This is a genomic window from Sphingobium sp. FG125, assembly GCF_057809795.1.
Genome location: NZ_JBMDKQ010000013.1, coordinates 66,906 through 83,558 on the forward strand (window position 1 = coordinate 66,906; position 16,653 = coordinate 83,558).

The window sequence follows — 16,653 nt, forward strand, 5'->3', positions numbered from 1 at the left end:
CAGGCGCATCCGTCACCCGGCCTCCATAGCTGGCACCGGCTCTCGCTTTTGAAGGTTCGACGCCTCCGCCTTCGTCTCCGCAGGCGGGGGCATTTAGGCCAAGACGCACGTTGAACGCAATTGCGTGATGGGCCCCTAGCAAAGGATTGGACGAAGATTTCCGGTTGGAGGCTGATCTACGGCGATGCCGGAGCGCCGCGGCTTATGCGCTTTAATGCATCAGAAATGCTTCATCATACTTCCTATTGGTGCTAAGTATCTTAATTCTGATGCATGAAACATCATTCTCGCCGTTTGGGAGGCTCCGTTGAAATGATGATCTGTTCCCAGATGGGCGAGGACGCATCGCGATCGTCTCGGAAGTGCCATCAAGCAGGGCGGAGGGCCACGGCGCGGCTTGAGGTCAGACGTTCAAACCGCCGCATCGCGGATAACGGCATTGTCCCGAAGAGGACTGATCATGACGCTTAAGGCAATTCCGCGCGAGTTTACCCCAAAGCTCTTCTCGGTTTTGCGCGAAGGATATACTGCCGCGAGACTCCGCGTGGACGTGACGGCCGGTCTGACGGTGGCTATCGTCGCTTTGCCGCTGTCGATGGCGTTGGGGATCGCCAGCGGGGCAACGCCCGACAAGGGCTTGATCACGGCGGTTGTCGCGGGCCTGCTGATCTCGGCACTTGGCGGTTCGCGCGTCCAGATCGGCGGGCCGACCGGCGCGTTCGTTGTCATCGTTTTCAATGTCATCACCAAGCATGGCTATGACGGCCTAGTCCTTGCAACTTTGCTAGCGGGAATCATCTTGATGGTCGCTGGGTACATGCGGCTTGGCGGCCTTGTGAAGTACATCCCGCATCCGGTCGTGACGGGGTTTACAGCCGGTATTGCCGTGATCATCGCCTCGAGTCAGGTGAAGGACTTTCTTGGGCTGCGCATGGCGGCAGTCCCAGCGGATTTTCTGCCGAAATGGGCGGCGTATTTCAACGCCTTCGGTAGTCTGAGCGTCACAACGATCGTCATCGGCGGCGGCTCGCTCGCGGCCATTATCATTCTCCGCAAGTTTGCACCCCGGATCCCGGGCTTTTTGGTCGCGGTTGTGCTTGCATCGATCATTGTCGCGGTGTTCGGTCTTCCAGTAGACACGATCGGCACACGTTTCCCGCATCTGGAGACTGGACTTCCCCTACCACACATTCCAGCCTTTTCGCTGGCAAAGGTGCAGGATGTCCTACCCTCCGCGTTCACGATCGCCTTTCTCGCCGGAATTGAGTCCCTGCTTTCGGCCATCGTCGCCGACGGCATGACCGGATTTCGCCACCGCTCCAATCAGGAGATGGTCGGCCAGGGCGTCGCGAATTTCGCCTCGGCACTGTTTGGCGGACTGCCGGCTACCGGCGCGATCGCGCGGACGGCTACCAACATCAAGGCCGGCGGGCGTTCGCCGATCGCTGGCATGTCGCACGCAGGGTTCATCCTGCTGTTCATCCTGCTTGGCTCCAAACTGATGGCCTTCGTTCCGATGGCCGCGCTGGCCGCTATTTTGTTTATGGTCGCCTGGGGCATGAGTGAATATCGGCATTTTCTCGGCTATCTCCGGATGCCCAACGGGGACCGGATCGTCCTGCTGTTGACCTTTGGCCTGACGGTGCTGGTCGACCTCACCGCGGCGATCGGCGTGGGTGTGACCCTCGCATCTCTGATCTTCATGGCGCGGATGAGCTCGACCGTCGAGATTGGCGCCGGATCGGATGACGATGCCGAGGATCCCCATCAGCGCGACACGGTGCCAGCTGGTGTCGAGATCTTCAGGATGAGCGGGCCGTTTTTCTTCGGTGTCGTCGGTGGTCTCATGGATACGTTTCGCGCGATGGGCCAGCAGCCCCGCGTCATCATCCTGAGAATGCGGTTGGTCCCGATGATCGACGCCTCGGGTGCAACCGCACTCGAAGGTCTCGTCGACGAGGCGGCGCGCGCCAATATCAAAGTGATCCTGTCGGGCGTGCGGCCACAGCCCCTGGAAATGCTTCGGCGCGTCCACCTCGGGTACGGCAACGGTCGCGTCAGCTATGCCGACGATTTCGCCCAAGCGCTCAAGCTGGCTCGACAAGCCGCCGAACCCGCCCGCTGAGATGAGCGGGCGTTCGCGCGCACATCAAAACCGCGCCACCAAGCGGTGTTGTCGCGGCGCTCGCCTTTGTCAGGCGGCCTTCCAGATACGGCCATGCAGCGGCCACAACTCCGCTGCTCGAATGCAAGATGAGGACACGCGTGTCGCCCGGAGCACCCTATATAGATGATTGCGGCGATGCGCGCTTTCTTCGCTTCGACCACAGGCTCGTACAGACCTGGATGAGCCTAAGCGATCCGCTGCGTCTCGAGTTTGACTACATCCGGGTCATGATGGGCTTTCTGCTGTTTCGGGCAGAGCCCAAGCGGATCGATATCATCGGTCTCGGCGGTGGTTCGCTGGCCAAATATTGCTATCGCCATGTGCCGTCGAGCTGCATCACCGCTGTCGAAATTAACGAAGCGGTCGTCGCGATGCGCACGAGATTCTGCATTCCCGACGATGACGATCGGCTCCGAATTCTCGTGGGAGACGGGGCGGACTATATTCGAGCGAGCATAGAACAGGCGGACGCCCTCTTAATCGATGTCTGTCAGGAAAATGTGCAGCCGCCCCAGCTATGCTCGCAAGCGTTCTACGACCAATGCTTCGATCATTTGGCTCCCGGCGGCGTGCTGGTGGTCAACGTCTGGGAGCAATATCAGCTTTGCGCCAGTCGCCTGCGGAACAGCTTCCGCAAGGGTCTTATCGTTGTGCCCGCCGGGGACGGGGGCAATCATATTGTGATTGCGGTGAAAGGCAGCCGATCGGCGCCTGTTCCCGATTATGACGCCGTCCTGCGTGCGCATGGCAGGCGTCACGCGGCATTCTTGCCGGATGTCGCGAAGCGTATCGCTGAGCCGCCCCGGCTCCGGCCTCTGCTCCGACTGCGGGCTTTCGCGACCAGCGATCCATTAGGGTAATGGTGGTGCGTCCACCCACCGCCAACTTCCTCGTCATCATATTCGACCGCACCGCGCGAACCTTCTCGGTCGAAGGACCTGTTCAAGATGACCGGTCATGCCGCGCCGCTGTCGACGCAGAAAAGCTGTCCGGGCGGGACATAGACTATCTTTTTTACTCTCAGGGTCCGACGCGTCAGTGGCGGCGTAGCGCCGCCGAGCGCTTCCGGCGAGATTCGAGTTTTCGTCGCGTTGCGATCGGATCGATTCTGGGGATCGATCTTCGCAAGCTAAGCTAAGTATGAAGATGGCCCGTGGCTGGCATCGCGGTGGGGCGGGAGACTGACGGTGTTTAATCGCTAGCGCATCCCGTTCAGATCAACTGGTCCGTAGGTCGCTGACGCGATATCCTGGCTACCCGTTGTTTTTTCCGAGCGCGTGGCACCATCCACAAATTCACTGATTTGCATGGCGGAACGATACTTTCTTGGCGATCATAGCGACCATACTCATCCTTCTCCTCGCGGTTGCCGCAAGCGGCGCGGCCGTGCGGATGGTTCCATTCTCTCTGCCTCGGCCACTTTTTCAGATCGGGATCGGCGCGTTGATCGGCGTCACCGGCACATTCCATGTCACGCTTGAGCCCGAAATCTTCTTCCTGCTCTTTTTGCCACCGCTCCTCTTCCTGGATGGCTGGCGCATTCCGCGAGAAGAATTATCGCGGGATGGCGCGACCATCCTGGCGCTTGCGCTCGGTTTGGTGCTGTTCACCGTGCTCGGCGCCGGCCTGTTCATCCATTGGCTGGTTCCCGGCATGCCCATGGCATCCGCATTCGCACTCGCTGCCGTCCTCTCCCCGACCGATCCGATCGCAGTGTCAGCGATCGCCCAACGCGTGCCGATCCCGCGACGCCTGATGCACATACTTGAAGGCGAATCGCTGCTTAATGATGCGTCGGGACTCGTGTGCCTGCGCTTCGCCGTCGCCGCCGCGCTGACCGGCACGTTCTCGCTTCCAGAAGCGGGGCTGAGTTTTGTATGGATGGCGTTTGGCGGCGTCATGATCGGGGCCAGTCTGACGTGGGGGGTGACCCGCATAAAGTCGAAGATCTCGGCACGCTTCGGTGAGGACAGCGGGTCTCATATCCTAATCAGCCTGTTGATTCCGTTTGGCGCCTACCTGATGGCAGAGTCGATCCATTGCTCAGGAATCTTGTCGGCGGTCGCCGCAGGGCTCACGATGGGACTTGCCGAAACGTCCGGACCGGTCTTGGCGGTGACTCGGATCAGACGAAACACTGTGTGGGACATGATCCAGTTTGCCGCCAACGGCATCATTTTCGTGTTGCTCGGTGAGCAGCTCCCCTTGATCCTCAAAGGCGCGGCGGTGACCGTGCGGACAACGGGCCATCACACGCCGTGGTGGTTGCTGGCCTACATCCTGGCCATCACGATCGGGCTGGCGGCACTACGTTTTGCATGGGTTTGGGCGTCCTTTCATCTGACCGTCTTTCGCGACGGTCAAGCGAGCCGGGCCACCCGGTTTCGTACGATCATGGCCATGACGTTTGCGGGTGTCCGTGGAGCGATCACCCTGGCCGGTGTCCTCACTCTTCCGTTGATGATGCCGGATGGCACGCCGTTTCCAGCACGCGACCTGGCGATCTTCCTGGCCATGGGCGTGATCATTGCGTCATTGCTAGCAGGCAGCCTGGGTCTTCCTTTGCTGTTGAAGACACTGGATTTGCCGCTCGCCGCGACCGCCAGAGCAGATGATGATCGCGCGCGCGTTGCCGCAGCCGAAGCGGCGATCGCCGAGATCGAACGGGTGCAACATCGTTTGTCCAAGGGCCGGAAGGACGCCGATCTATATGTGTCCACCGCCGGTCGGATCATGGACGAGTATCGCGAACGGATCGAGAGCCGCTCGCATGACGCTGAGACGTCAAGCCTTGCGCGCAGGGCGGACTCGATCGAGCGGGAATTGCGCTTGGCGGCGCTCAGGGCTGAGCGCACCGAAATCCTGCGCAAGATGCGGACGCGTAAGCTCGGGAGCGAGGCGGCGCGCAAGATCATCCGGGAACTTGATCATCTCGAGGCGCGATATTCGGGCGAAGACGCGGGAGCAGGACGGACGGCAAAATTCTGATCTAAAGCAATGAAAGATGCTGAAAGACCGCCGGCAATTGCGACGGCGTTTCGATCCGAAGCTGCTTATTGACGTTCATTCGTCCGTAAACGACTGTAATCGCCGACGCAGGCACCCCGAAATGTTTGGCAAGGAACCTGACCATATGGTCTGTGGCGCGCCCTAGCTTCGGTGCTGCGGTGACGCTCACCATGAGCTGTCGACCGCGGACTTTGCCGATCGCATCTTCGCGCGCACTTGGTTTGCCAAGAATATTGACGACGAGCGTCGTACCGTCCCACCAGAAAAAGCGGTCGTCGCCGTTTCGATCAGAACTCGCTGGACGTCGCTCACCCTGCGCCATGCAACCACCGCTTGAAACGCGGACCTTGCCGCTTTGTATGGTCTTCAAGCCGGGCGTTCGCCCGGCGCTGATCATCGCTTCTTGACGAACTCCGCGCGCAGGACGAGCCCCTTGATGCTCTCATGGCGGCAATCGATCTCCTGCGGATCGTCGGTGAGGCGGATCGACTTGATGACGGTGCCCCGCCGCAAGGTTTGGTTGGTGCCTTTGACCTTCAGATCCTTGACGAGGATCACGCTGTCACCATCGGCCAGGACATTGCCCACATTGTCCCGAACAATGTGGGCGGCATCGGTTGGTATGTCGGCAGCGGTCAACTCGGCCGCTGGCCGCCATTCACCGCTTGCTTCGTCATAAACATATTCATCCGAGCCGCTCATCGCGAAGCCTTGATCCCAATGTGGCTGCTGTCGCCTTCAACGCGATGGCAGAGCCGATTTGATACATGGCCCTTGACGTATCAAAATCGGAATCAATATGCTATAGCGCAGTCATGATGTTTGGCACATCATCTACAAAGAACCATGTGGGGTGCGACGCCTCGAAGCCGATGCCGCAAAGACGGCCCCGCTCGCTAGCCATCAGTCGCGTCGTGCCGGTCACATTGCGGACGACGGGATACTCTTCATCAATGACCAACCCTTTCACCAGCGACGCCTTCCGGGATGAGTGGGACATCGTTCCCCTCCCAGACGAATGTCACGGGGTGTCGGACATCGATGGCCTTTCGAGCGCGGACATCCGCGTCCTTGCGCGACTAGGACTTTTCCCGGGACGGCATGCCGACCTTCTCGCGCCGGCCGAAACCCCCTATATCTCCGAGATAGATAAATACCAGTCGCTGCATTTCGACTGGAGCACCGTCCAGAGCGAGATGGACACTGAAGACCCGCTCGCGCTGACGATCGACTATACCCGCATGATGATGGGGTTTTTGCTGTACCATCCCCGCCCTGCCCGTATCGAGATGATCGGTCTAGGCGGCGGCTCGCTTGCGAAGCTTTGCCACTACCTGCTTCCCCGGACCGACATTACGGTCGTGGAAATCGATGGCGATGTAATCGCGCTACGCGACCGGTTTCTTGTGCCACGCGATGACGAGCGCTTTCGGGTCATCCATGCCGATGGCGCCGATTATGTCCGACACTCGGACGCGCGCCCGGACGTCTTGCTCGTGGACGGCTTCGACATCTACGGACAACCGGAGCAGCTCTGCTCAGCCGCCTTTTATCGGCATTGCCGCGATCGACTGAACCCGGGCGGTGTGATGATCGCAAATCTTTGGGGAGGCGATCACAATGTCCACCACCATATCACGCGCTTGCGGGTCTGTTTTGACGGAAGGCTCATTGTTGCACCAACCGAAGGGGGCACCAATCAAGCCGCGATAGCCAGAAGGTCGATGGGCCTCGACCTCAGCCGACAGGAGATTTCCAGTATCGCTGAGCAGTTTCCGCAACGCCAGGCTGCGTTTTTGCCCGCAATCGGCGGGCGGATCCGACGGGCGGTTGATCGCCTCGCCGAAGAAGCGTTCAGCGGTTGATGCGCCCCAACCATCTCTCATGCCCACCTGACGATTTGCGGATGTCACACCAGCTCACGGAAGGCGAAGCGGGCGCTCGGCGAGCTGTTGGCCTGCGTGCCATACGACGACCCACTGGCACGCCCCTCGGTCCACACCGCCGAGGCTTAGCTGCCGGCCCCGATACTTTGCCCCTCGTTGGCGGCGACTGCCACGGCGACCCGCCGGGGCTGCGTCTCCCGTAAGCGTACGCCGCGACCGACACCGACGCTCGGGCTATTCTCAGCAATCAACTCGACACCGGCACGCTCAAGCGCGTCAACGACCTTCATCAGCGTATCGATGATACCGCGGACCTGACCGTCAGACGCCTCCATGCGCTGGATCGTCGGTAGCGACAGGCCTGCCATTTCGGCGAGCTCACGTTGGTCGACGCCCAAAAGGGCACGCGCGGCTCGCATTTGCGCCGATGTTATCATCCCGAAAACCTCTCAACGCGGCGGTGATGGTGAACCTATAGATATGCATGTCTCAGACATGAATGTAAAGGTGCAGCTTATCTCATGACGCTGTTATCGGTGGCCCGAGCATCAAGATCGAAGCATCTCGCGCCATCGGTCTACAGCATGATGTTTAAAGCATCATCATGCCACTTTAAAGATGCATCTTCATATGTCATATATTAGCAGTGCATGCGTTTACCGCAGTGCAGCAGACTCGGTCGGCTCCGCCGGTCCTTGGTAAGGGAAGGGTACGCAAGTCAATGATGTTCGTCAGCTGGCCTGTAGCACATCCCGGCCCCAATGCTTCCAGTCGGTCGCCAGCCTGGACAGCAGCGGCATGAGCGGCACCGCTCCTTCCTCGAATTCGCTGCCCGAGCGCGGATCTGTTGTTTCGCTCGCGCGGGTTCGCGGGCGTGGTGTGTCGGCACGAGCGCTCGACACCAGCCATACTGGCGGCGCGCGGACGGTGATCCTCGAGGTGCGCACCGGTGACGGGACCGTCGACATGGCCCTGACCGCATCGGAAGCGGCCGAGCTGATGTTCGAGCTGGGTTTTGCCTTGGAAGAGGCCGCCCGCATCGTCTCTGGTCGCCCCCCTCGCGACGCGGCCTGACATCTTTTCAATCGACTTGTGAAACGGAGATACCGATGGGATTCAACGCTGGCGCACCTGCTTTCGATGGCTTTAGCTTCGAATCCGGGACTGTCGTTCATCACAACGCTGATGTCCCCTTCCTCGTGGAAGCCGCACTGCGACGCGAAGAAGGCCGTCTAGCCGAGAACGGCCCCCTGGTCGTCGAGACCGGTGCCCATACGGGTCGCTCGGCGAAGGATAAATTCATCGTCCGCGATCGGATTACCGAGGAAGCGATCTGGTGGGGCAAGATCAATCAGGGCATGTCGCCTGATCATTTCGACGTCCTGCAGCGTGACTTTCTTGCCCATCTCGCGACACTCGACACGGTGTTCATCCAGGATCTGTTCGGTGGATCGCAGCCCGAATATCGCGTCAATGTCCGCGTCGTCACCGAACTGGCCTGGCACTCGCAATTTGTTCGGACATTGCTGGTGCGCCCCGACACAGCGGAACTGGCGGCCTTCGCGCCCGAGTATACGATCATCGATCTCCCCTCCTTCAAGGCGGATCCGAAGCGGCATGGTTGCCGCTCGGAAACGATCGTGGCGGTCGACTTCACACGAAAGACCATCCTGATCGGGGGCACCGCTTACGCCGGCGAGATGAAGAAGGCCGTGTTCTCGATCCTCAACTATGTCCTGCCGCCGCTTGGCGTCATGCCGATGCATTGTTCCGCAAATATCGGCTCCGATGGCGATACGGCGATCTTCTTTGGCTTGTCGGGGACCGGCAAGACCACGCTCTCAGCCGACGCCAGCCGCATTTTGATCGGTGATGATGAACATGGGTGGTCGGACACCGCTGTGTTCAACTTCGAAGGCGGTTGCTATGCCAAGATGATCCGGCTGTCGGCCGAGGCCGAGCCCGAGATCTTCGCAACGACAAAACGGTTTGGGACCATTCTCGAAAATGTCGTGATGGATGCCGACACGCGCCAACTCGACCTCGACGATGCGACGCTCGCCGAAAACACGCGCGGAGCCTATCCGATCGATTTCATCCCCAATGCGTCGCACGACAATATGGGGCCGGTGCCGCGCAATCTCGTGATGCTGACCGCCGATGCGTTCGGCGTTTTGCCCCCGATCGCCAAGCTCACGCCCGCGCAAGCGATGTATCACTTCCTGTCGGGGTACACCGCCAAGGTCGCCGGGACCGAAATTGGCGTCACGGAACCCGAAGCCACCTTCTCGACCTGTTTCGGCGCGCCGTTCATGCCCCGTCACCCCTCGGTCTACGGCAATCTCCTGCGAGATCGCATCGCCAAGGGCGCTGTCGACTGCTGGCTCGTCAACACGGGCTGGACCGGCGGGCAATATGGCACGGGCCGGCGGATGCCGATCAAAGTCACGCGGACCTTGCTCAATGCTGCTCTCGATGGGAGCCTGAACGATGTTGAATTCCGCCAGGATCCCAATTTCGGTTTCAAGGTCCCGGTAGCAGTCCCCGGCGTTGACGATGCCATCCTCGACCCGCGGTCGACCTGGGCGGATCCGGCAGCCTATGATGCGACGGCCGCTAAGCTCGTCTCGCTGTTCGTTGAGAATTTCGGCCAATTCGCCGATGCCGTCGATCAATCCGTTCGGGACGCTGCGCCAGCCGTCGCTGCCTAAGCGTGACAGCCGCTCAATTCCCTTCTGGAGCCGATCGCCCGTCGCACATCATCTGCCGATCGCGTGATCGACGCGCGTTGCGTCTCGATCACGACAATTCTCGCGGTCCCTTGTTTCGGGAGCAGCTGAAGTCTTGGGCCACTGGCTATCGATTCCACAGCGGCTTTAGACGAAGCATCGTACCTGTTCGTGATGTTGCTTGGCGTAGCGCGAATGGCGAGGGTTCCTCGCGCCAAAAGGCGGTTGGCCGGTGCGATCGCCGTGAACCACAATGTGGCGATCGGTCTCGGCACGGCTCGTGGTGATGGCCTCGATCCTCAAGATTCGAAGGGTCGTGGCCGCAGAGCTTCAGGCCGTCATCGCGCTGTGGTGGGTCACCGACCACATTCGTCCGTGGAATAATCCGCAATCCGATGCCGAGCGCGCGCTGGCCACACCGACCTCGACGATCCTTGGCGGTTTTTTGGGCGAGACCCTGATCGCGACAGCAATGGTTGGAAGCGACGGTCATCGCGGTTGGGTGTATTATCTGGCTGTTGCTCCGAGCCATCAGCGATGTGGCTTTGGCGGGCAGATGATGGCTGCTTGCGAGGCCTGGATCGAAGAACTCGGTATTCCCAAGATCCAGCTGATGGTGCGATCCGAAAATCGCGAAACCGTCCGCTTCTACCAAAAGCTTGGCTACGCGATCGGCAGCGTCGTGCTGCTGTCCAAGCGCTTTGAAAGTGACGAGCCCGACACGCGTCCGCATCACAGTTGATTGTCCGCAGCGCGGCACCGCACGGACCAACAGGAGATATTGCCATGGGCATTGCGTATATTATCGATAGCGTGCGGACGCCGCGCGGCATCGGAAAGCCCGGCAAGGGGTCGCTGGCCCATCTCCATCCCCAGCATCTTGGGGCGACGGTCTTGCGCGCGCTCGCCGAACGCAACGATCTCGATACCGCGGAGGTCGACGTTCATCTGCTCGACCAGCACGCAGAAGGGCAAGCAGGGCGGGGACCTCGGTCGCATGGCGGCTCTGCTGGCAGGGTATGATCCAACAAGCAGCGGGGTGACGCTCGACCGCTTCTGCGGCGGCGGAATCACCGGCGTCAATCTCGCGGCCGGGCAGATCATCTCGGGTCTTGCCGACTGTGTTGTCGCTGGCGGCATCGAGATGATGTCGTATCACGCCCAGATCGCGGCCGAAGAGGCCGCCGGTGGTCTTAAACCAATGGGCATGGGATCGGGCAATCCCGCGCTCCAGCAGATCCATCCGCAGTCCAACCAAGGCGTATGCGCGGACGCCATCGCCGCCCGCGAGGGTATCACCCGACGGGATGTCGATATGCTCGGCCTCGAAAGCCAACGCCGCGCCGATGTTGCCATCCGCGAGGGCCGCTTCGCCAAGAGCCTCGTCACCGTTTTCAACGAAGACGGCAGCGTCGCGCTCGACCATGACGAATATCCGCGCCCCGAGACGACAGCCGAGACACTGGCGGGCCTGAAGCCCAGTTTCGCGGCAATCGCCGACCATGCTCTCGTTGAGGGCGGCCCCACGTTCAGGCAGCTGATCAATCAGAAATATCCCGGTCTGGCTTGGAAACCGCGCGCGCGCATCGTGATGGTGGCGAATATGGGTGATTGCCCGACCTTGATGCTCAACGCGCCGGTTCCCGCTGCACGGCGGGTCCTAGAAAAGGCTCGCTTGCGCAAGGAGGATATCGATCTCTGGGAGGTCAATGAGGCCTTCGCGGTGGTGGCAGAGAAGTTCATGCGCGACCTCGATCTCGATCGCGACACGGTGAACGTCAACGGGGGGGCGTGTGCGCTTGGTCATCCGATCGGCGCGACCGGGCCGATGCTGATCGGCACGCTGCTTGATGAGCTTGAGCGCCGCGATCTCAAACGTGGCCTGGTCACCATGTGCGCGGGGGGTGGCATGGCGCCGGCGATCATCATCGAACGCCTCCAGTAGCAACCGGCAACCCGCCCCATCGCAACAGGAAGGGAGACAACAGCATGATCTACTTCTGGATCGGCCTGATCTGTGTGATCCTGATGATCATCTTCATCATCCCCACATTGGCGGGTGGGCGCTGGCATGACCAGCAGAAGGAACTCCGCGATCGCGCAGAGCAAGCGCGACTGGAGCAACTCAAGCGCACCAGCGCAGCGGATCAGGACAACGAACCCCGCCCCTGAGCTTCTCGGTTCGCCCCCCTGGCAGCGGCAGCTTCAATCGCTAAAATCTAATATGATGTTTTATACCTCATCATTGCTACTTCACATACTATCTAATCTGCTTTATATATCTACTATGAAGTGCGTAGCGATCAAGGCGTGGCAACACCTCTGCAAGGGGGTGTCGAAGGCATCGGGTCGGTCAAACCCTGCGACTTCAGCAATGGGTTGCGAGGGATAGATGACGAAACTGAAGAATCGAGCTGCGATCGTCGGCTGGGGCCACACCCCCTTCGGGAAGCTGTCAGGCGAAACCTTGGAAAGCCTCATCGTCACCGCGGCGCGCGAAGCGATCACGCACGCAGGCGTCGATGCCAAAGACATCGACGCCATTTGGCTTGGTCATTTCAACTCTGGTATGGTTCCGGACGCTTTCTGCTCGTCGATGGTGCTTGGCGCCGACCCGGCGCTGCGCTTCAAGCCTGCAACTCGCTGCGAGAACGCATGTGCGTCCGGCTCCGCCGCGCTCTACTCGGCGCTCGACGCCGTCCAGAGCGGCCGGGTCAGGATCGCGCTCGTGGTCGGCGCGGAGAAGATGACCGGCCTTGATACCGCTGGCGTTACGCGCGCCTTGTCGGGCGCGAGCTATCAGGCAGAAGAGGGCGAACTTTCCTTTCCAGCGATCTTCGCCGAGTTCGCCAAAGCCTATGCCGAACGATACGGCGACCCGACCGAAACGATGGCACGGATCGCCGTTAAAAATCATCACAATGCAATGAGCAACCCGTTGGCGCATCTTCGCAAGGAGATGGCACTCGAGTTTTGCCTGACCGCGTCGGAGCGCAACCCCGTCATCGCGGCACCGCTCAAAGTGACGGATTGCTCGTTGATCTCCGATGGCGCCGCTGCCGTCGTGATCGCGCATGCGGATGTCGTGAAGCAGTTGCAACGCGCGGTTGGGTTCCGCGCGTTCGAGCAGGTCAATGACCTCCTGCCAATGTCGCGCAAGGATCTCGCAGCGTTTGAGGGGCCACGCCATGCCTTCGAGCGCGCCTACCGGGCCGCCGGAATAACGGTTCATGACCTGAATTTCGCCGAGGTGCACGACTGTTTCACCATCGCTGAGCTGCTCACCATGGAGGCGATGGGGCTGTGCGCCCCAGGCGACGCCCGCAAGCTTGTTGCCGAGGGACAAACGGAACGAGGCGGCCGCTTGCCGATCAACCTCTCGGGGGGCCTGAAGGCCAAAGGACATCCCGTCGGGGCAACGGGCGTGTCCATGCACGTCCTTGCCGCGCGTCAGTTGACCGGGACAGCGGGCGATATGCAGGTACCCGGCGCCGAGCTTGGCGTGTGTTTCAATATGGGCGGTGGCGCCGTCGCCAACTGCGTTTCGATCCTTGAACCGCTGCGGGCGTGATGAGGAGGACCAGTCGACGTGTATCCCGTGTGGCACCGGCGTCGCGACGCGGGCGAATGTCCCGAACCCGGATCAGTGGAGCAAAGCGAGCCATGCCGTCACAAGCCACGCGGAGCACCATGACTTACTTCTTTTCAACGCCCTTTGATCGTCGGTCTGACGTGCCGCCCCCCAAGCGCAGGAATGACCCGCCGAAGAAAGGGCCGCTTCCGCAATCGGGTTGGGAGGCGGTCGGGCGTGGCGCGCGTGGTCTCTGCCCCAAATGCGCTGGCGCCAAGCTCTTCCCGCAGTTCTTGAAGCCGCTTCCGCTATGTCCGGCATGCGGTCAGGATTGGAGCCATCAGCGCGCCGACGACTTTCCAGCTTATGTGTCAATCCTGCTGACCGGGCACATCATGGCCCCGATCATCATCCTTCTCGTGCGCGACGCGAATCTCTCCAGTGCGGCGCAGGTCGCGATCATCCTGCCCTTGGCGTTGACCTTGATGCTTGCGCTGCTGCAACCCGCCAAAGGGGGTATCATCGCGTTGCAATGGTGGCTGGGCATGCACGGGTTCGAGAACAAACCGGCGGTTCCTCCCTCACAAGACGAGGACCCAACGCTTCCAAAATGAAGCTGGCCGGTGCGACAGTCACCACCCTCGTGCGGAGACGGCCATCCGTGCTTCACTCCTTGTCGATCTCTCGGGACATCGCTTTGCCATCGCTTAAACTGCTCAACCGATATGACGACGCGATCGCGACGGCCCAGCTCCGACTGGATCCCGCGCAGCGCCAGGTCGTGGAACATCTCGGACGGTTCGTTGCCCAGCTGGAAACGCCTGCTCAACGTGGCGGGCTACTGTCTCGTTTTTCGCGTGCGAAGGCGCCGGTTCCTCGCGGCGCCTACTTGTGGGGAGGCGTAGGCCGCGGAAAGTCGATGCTCATGGATTTGTTTTTCGAGTGCGTCGACATCCCCAACAAGCGCCGTGTGCATTTCCACGAGTTCATGCAGGAAGTGCATGATCGTCTTCGTGTTGAGCGTGCCGCCGCGAAGGGCGATCCCGTCCTTATTGTCGCGGAGGCGATGGCCTCCGAAGTTGCGCTGATCGCGTTCGACGAAATGATCGTCACCAATTCAGCGGACGCAATGATCTTGTCGCGGCTGTTCACGCGGATCATCGAGAGAGGCGTCGCGATTATCGCAACGTCCAATCGCCCACCCGAAGACCTCTATAAAAATGGGCTGAATCGCGAACATTTCTTGCCGTTTATCGCGCTCCTTCGGGAGCGGCTCGATGTACTGACGCTTGATGGTCCTATCGATTATCGGATGCAGCGCCTCGGTGGGTTTCAGACCTGGCATGTCCCGAACGGGCCTGCGGCGACGGAGGCACTCAGCCGCGCCTTCTTCCGTCTGACCGACTTTCCGGTCGAAGATCGGGACAACGTCCCGTCGGAAACGATCACGGTCCGCGGGGGACGGGAGATGTTCGTGCCGAAGGCGCTCAAGGGCGTGGCCGTTTTCTCGTTCAAGCGCCTGTGCGGGGAGCCGCGCGGGATACCGGATTATCTCGCGCTTGCGCATCGCTACCACACGCTCATCCTAGTCGGGATTCCTTTGCTGGGTCCCGACCTTCGCTCCGAGGCCGCGCGCTTCAAGCTTCTGATCGACACGCTGTATGAGAATAGCGTCAAATTGCTGGCGGCGGCCGATGCCGTGCCCGACGCCCTCTATAACGCCGACGACGACGCCTTCGAGTTCGATCGCACCGTGTCACGCCTCAACGAGATGGGCTCGCAAGACTATCTCGCCAAAGGACATGGCGCGTGACCAACTTTTCAAACCAAACAGAAACGATGTCAGCACCAATTGAACGACACCTTTCACATCACATGATCGGAGATCTGTCAGATGCTTCATGAAGCGCCAGTAAAAGCCACATTACGCAATAGTTCTTTGTTTATGTCTCGCGCGGAAGGATGTCGCCGTGACGCCCAGGCCCAAAACCTTCCCAACGTCCGAGACCAGCTCATGCGCGCTGCCGCGGCTTGGCAGGAAATGTACGAAAAAGCGGCAAAGTTCGAAGAAATGCAGGCGATGCGTCATTAATCCCCTGGTCGCCACCTGGGATAGGAAGGTTCGGGCACCTTACGGTGATCGAACGCGCCAGTTTTCCGCCATCCGCCCGGGCCGCATGAAAGGATGATCTCGCGGCGCCAATCTTCAGGCGGATAGGCCTCGACTGCCTGACCCAGCAGACAAGCAGATCCGCGGACGCGCCGCTGGCGTCGTCCCAGTCAAGTGGAACGTCTTCCAACGCCACTTCCCATTCGAATGACGGGTCACCTTGGACCAGAACAGTGAGGAATTTGGTCGCCATGATTTTCCGGTTCGCATACTATAGCAATGCCTGGAACGGCTCAACGGTCAGCACGCTCGTTCGGAGGCGTTCAGCCATCGGGGCGTGTCTCGGGCCGGTTTGGCCTTGTGACCCTGTCGCTGCATGCTCAAGCCCGCGGAACCATCGTGGCGACCGCTGACAAGCCCGGGGTCGTCGCCGCTCTTTTTGGCGCGTGGAACTGCGTGCGCAAACACGCCGACAGCGGGTCCGATCGTCTTTTCGAAGCGATTTTGGTGAAACACATCCAGTCTCTGCGGCGAGAAGGAATATGGCCTGGCCGAGCGACCGTCGGGGATCCAAAAACGGGCAAGCCGTTCGTCTCGGAAAGTGGCGACATCCGGTCGTTGCATTTCGATTGGACCTGCGTCCAAAGCGGGATGAGCATCGCGAATCCGCTCAAGCTGACCCTCGACTACACCAAAGCGATGATGGGCTTTCTGTTCTTCGCGCCCGCGCCCCAACAGGTCGAAATAATAGGGCTCGGAGGCGGGTCGCTTGCAAAATATTGTCGCCATACATTACCGCGAAGCGACATCACGGTCGTTGAGATCGATCCAGACGTGATCGCGTTGCGCGATCATTTCTTCGTCCCCGCAGAGAGTGATAGGTTTCGCACCCTGTGCGATGATGGCGCGCGGCATGTCCGTTCGTCCTCCGACAGGCCGGATGTCATCCTTCTCGACGGGTTTACGGCCGGCGGACAGCCCTCGCAATTGTGCAGCACAGAATTCTACCTTCATTGCTTCAGGCGCCTCCAATTGGGAGGACTTCTGGTTGTCAATCTGTGGGGCGACGATCCGAATTGACTGCTTAATCAGGCGCGGGTCGAACATTGTTTTGCCGGCAACGCGGTCAGCGTGCCATCGATCGGCAGTCTCAACCGGACGGTCATTGCCCGCAAGGGGCA

16 protein-coding genes and 1 pseudogene are annotated in these 16,653 nt (G+C 60.4%); 14 read left to right on the forward strand and 3 right to left on the reverse strand.

What is annotated here, in order from left to right:
* Positions 1-460: 460 nt before the first annotated feature.
* The 3 genes from ACODSR_RS13600 (at position 461) to ACODSR_RS13610 (ending at position 5,155) form a co-directional block, all read left to right on the forward strand.
* Entirely contained in the window at positions 461-2,125 is a 1,665-nt protein-coding gene (locus ACODSR_RS13600; RefSeq protein WP_489055953.1) for a SulP family inorganic anion transporter, read from the forward strand.
* A gap of 140 nt (positions 2,126-2,265) precedes the next feature.
* Positions 2,266-3,027, forward strand: a complete 762-nt coding sequence (locus tag ACODSR_RS13605) for a spermine/spermidine synthase domain-containing protein (protein WP_489055952.1) — start codon at positions 2,266-2,268, stop codon at positions 3,025-3,027.
* Between the two features lie 466 nt (positions 3,028-3,493).
* Positions 3,494-5,155: a Na+/H+ antiporter gene (locus ACODSR_RS13610; protein ID WP_489055951.1), complete on the forward strand. Its 1,662-nt coding sequence runs from the start codon at positions 3,494-3,496 to the stop codon at positions 5,153-5,155.
* A gap of 1 nt (position 5,156) precedes the next feature.
* Here the strand turns inward: ACODSR_RS13610 and ACODSR_RS13615 are convergent, their stop codons facing one another.
* Both ACODSR_RS13615 and ACODSR_RS13620 read right to left on the reverse strand, forming a co-directional pair.
* Positions 5,157-5,546 carry a DUF167 domain-containing protein gene (locus ACODSR_RS13615; RefSeq protein ID WP_489077245.1) on the reverse strand — a complete coding sequence of 130 codons (390 nt, stop codon included), beginning with the start codon at positions 5,544-5,546 and terminating at the stop codon, positions 5,157-5,159.
* 23 nt (positions 5,547-5,569) lie between these two features.
* On the reverse strand, positions 5,570-5,878 hold the full coding sequence (locus ACODSR_RS13620) for an alkylphosphonate utilization protein (protein WP_489055949.1): 309 nt from the start codon (positions 5,876-5,878) through the stop codon (positions 5,570-5,572).
* 251 nt (positions 5,879-6,129) lie between these two features.
* Here ACODSR_RS13620 and ACODSR_RS13625 point away from each other — a divergent pair, with 251 nt between their 5' ends.
* The gene (locus ACODSR_RS13625; protein WP_489055948.1) at positions 6,130-7,041 is read left to right on the forward strand and encodes a fused MFS/spermidine synthase; all 912 of its coding nucleotides are present in this window, start codon (positions 6,130-6,132) and stop codon (positions 7,039-7,041) included.
* Between the two features lie 146 nt (positions 7,042-7,187).
* Here ACODSR_RS13625 and ACODSR_RS13630 read toward each other — a convergent pair whose 3' ends face one another.
* The gene (locus tag ACODSR_RS13630) at positions 7,188-7,499 is read right to left on the reverse strand and encodes a helix-turn-helix domain-containing protein (RefSeq protein ID WP_489055947.1); all 312 of its coding nucleotides are present in this window, start codon (positions 7,497-7,499) and stop codon (positions 7,188-7,190) included.
* Positions 7,500-7,860: 361 nt separating this feature from the next.
* Between ACODSR_RS13630 and ACODSR_RS13635 the strand changes: the two genes are divergently transcribed.
* The 10 genes and pseudogenes from ACODSR_RS13635 to ACODSR_RS13680 all read left to right on the forward strand — a co-directional run bounded on the left by ACODSR_RS13635 (position 7,861) and on the right by ACODSR_RS13680 (position 16,552).
* On the forward strand, positions 7,861-8,136 hold the full coding sequence (locus ACODSR_RS13635) for a hypothetical protein (RefSeq protein WP_489055946.1): 276 nt from the start codon (positions 7,861-7,863) through the stop codon (positions 8,134-8,136).
* 35 nt (positions 8,137-8,171) lie between these two features.
* Entirely contained in the window at positions 8,172-9,773 is a 1,602-nt protein-coding gene (locus ACODSR_RS13640; protein WP_489055945.1) for a phosphoenolpyruvate carboxykinase, read from the forward strand.
* Positions 9,774-10,077: 304 nt separating this feature from the next.
* Positions 10,078-10,533, forward strand: coding sequence for a GNAT family acetyltransferase (locus tag ACODSR_RS13645; RefSeq protein WP_489055944.1), 456 nt, complete (start codon positions 10,078-10,080; stop codon positions 10,531-10,533).
* A gap of 44 nt (positions 10,534-10,577) precedes the next feature.
* Positions 10,578-11,736, forward strand: a pseudogene (locus tag ACODSR_RS13650) (acetyl-CoA C-acyltransferase).
* A gap of 44 nt (positions 11,737-11,780) precedes the next feature.
* Entirely contained in the window at positions 11,781-11,963 is a 183-nt protein-coding gene (locus ACODSR_RS13655; RefSeq protein WP_489055943.1) for a hypothetical protein, read from the forward strand.
* 220 nt (positions 11,964-12,183) lie between these two features.
* Positions 12,184-13,362, forward strand: a complete 1,179-nt coding sequence (locus tag ACODSR_RS13660) for an acetyl-CoA acetyltransferase (protein WP_489055942.1) — start codon at positions 12,184-12,186, stop codon at positions 13,360-13,362.
* Positions 13,363-13,481: 119 nt separating this feature from the next.
* Entirely contained in the window at positions 13,482-13,976 is a 495-nt protein-coding gene (locus tag ACODSR_RS13665; protein ID WP_489055941.1) for a DUF983 domain-containing protein, read from the forward strand.
* A complete protein-coding gene (zapE, locus tag ACODSR_RS13670) occupies positions 13,973-15,175 on the forward strand; it encodes a cell division protein ZapE (protein ID WP_489055940.1) in 1,203 nt (400 codons plus the stop codon). The genes ACODSR_RS13665 and zapE overlap by 4 nt, the downstream gene beginning before the upstream one ends.
* A gap of 81 nt (positions 15,176-15,256) precedes the next feature.
* Positions 15,257-15,454 carry a hypothetical protein gene (locus ACODSR_RS13675; RefSeq protein ID WP_489055939.1) on the forward strand — a complete coding sequence of 66 codons (198 nt, stop codon included), beginning with the start codon at positions 15,257-15,259 and terminating at the stop codon, positions 15,452-15,454.
* 378 nt (positions 15,455-15,832) lie between these two features.
* The gene (locus ACODSR_RS13680) at positions 15,833-16,552 is read left to right on the forward strand and encodes a fused MFS/spermidine synthase (protein ID WP_489055938.1); all 720 of its coding nucleotides are present in this window, start codon (positions 15,833-15,835) and stop codon (positions 16,550-16,552) included.
* The last annotated feature ends 101 nt before the right edge of the window (positions 16,553-16,653 follow it).

Excerpts from the sequence above, each read along its gene's own strand:
- ACODSR_RS13600 (WP_489055953.1), top strand. The coding sequence starts at position 461 with ATGACGCTTAAGGCAATTCCGCGCGAGTTTACCCCAAAGCTCTTCTCG.
- ACODSR_RS13620 (WP_489055949.1), bottom strand. The coding sequence starts at position 5,878 with ATGAGCGGCTCGGATGAATATGTTTATGACGAAGCAAGCGGTGAATGG.
- ACODSR_RS13625 (WP_489055948.1), top strand. The coding sequence starts at position 6,130 with ATGACCAACCCTTTCACCAGCGACGCCTTCCGGGATGAGTGGGACATC.
- ACODSR_RS13630 (WP_489055947.1), bottom strand. The coding sequence starts at position 7,499 with ATGATAACATCGGCGCAAATGCGAGCCGCGCGTGCCCTTTTGGGCGTC.
- ACODSR_RS13635 (WP_489055946.1), top strand. The coding sequence starts at position 7,861 with ATGAGCGGCACCGCTCCTTCCTCGAATTCGCTGCCCGAGCGCGGATCT.
- ACODSR_RS13640 (WP_489055945.1), top strand. The coding sequence starts at position 8,172 with ATGGGATTCAACGCTGGCGCACCTGCTTTCGATGGCTTTAGCTTCGAA.
- ACODSR_RS13645 (WP_489055944.1), top strand. The coding sequence starts at position 10,078 with ATGGCCTCGATCCTCAAGATTCGAAGGGTCGTGGCCGCAGAGCTTCAG.
- ACODSR_RS13655 (WP_489055943.1), top strand. The coding sequence starts at position 11,781 with ATGATCTACTTCTGGATCGGCCTGATCTGTGTGATCCTGATGATCATC.
- ACODSR_RS13660 (WP_489055942.1), top strand. The coding sequence starts at position 12,184 with ATGACGAAACTGAAGAATCGAGCTGCGATCGTCGGCTGGGGCCACACC.
- ACODSR_RS13665 (WP_489055941.1), top strand. The coding sequence starts at position 13,482 with ATGACTTACTTCTTTTCAACGCCCTTTGATCGTCGGTCTGACGTGCCG.
- zapE (WP_489055940.1), top strand. The coding sequence starts at position 13,973 with ATGAAGCTGGCCGGTGCGACAGTCACCACCCTCGTGCGGAGACGGCCA.
- ACODSR_RS13675 (WP_489055939.1), top strand. The coding sequence starts at position 15,257 with ATGCTTCATGAAGCGCCAGTAAAAGCCACATTACGCAATAGTTCTTTG.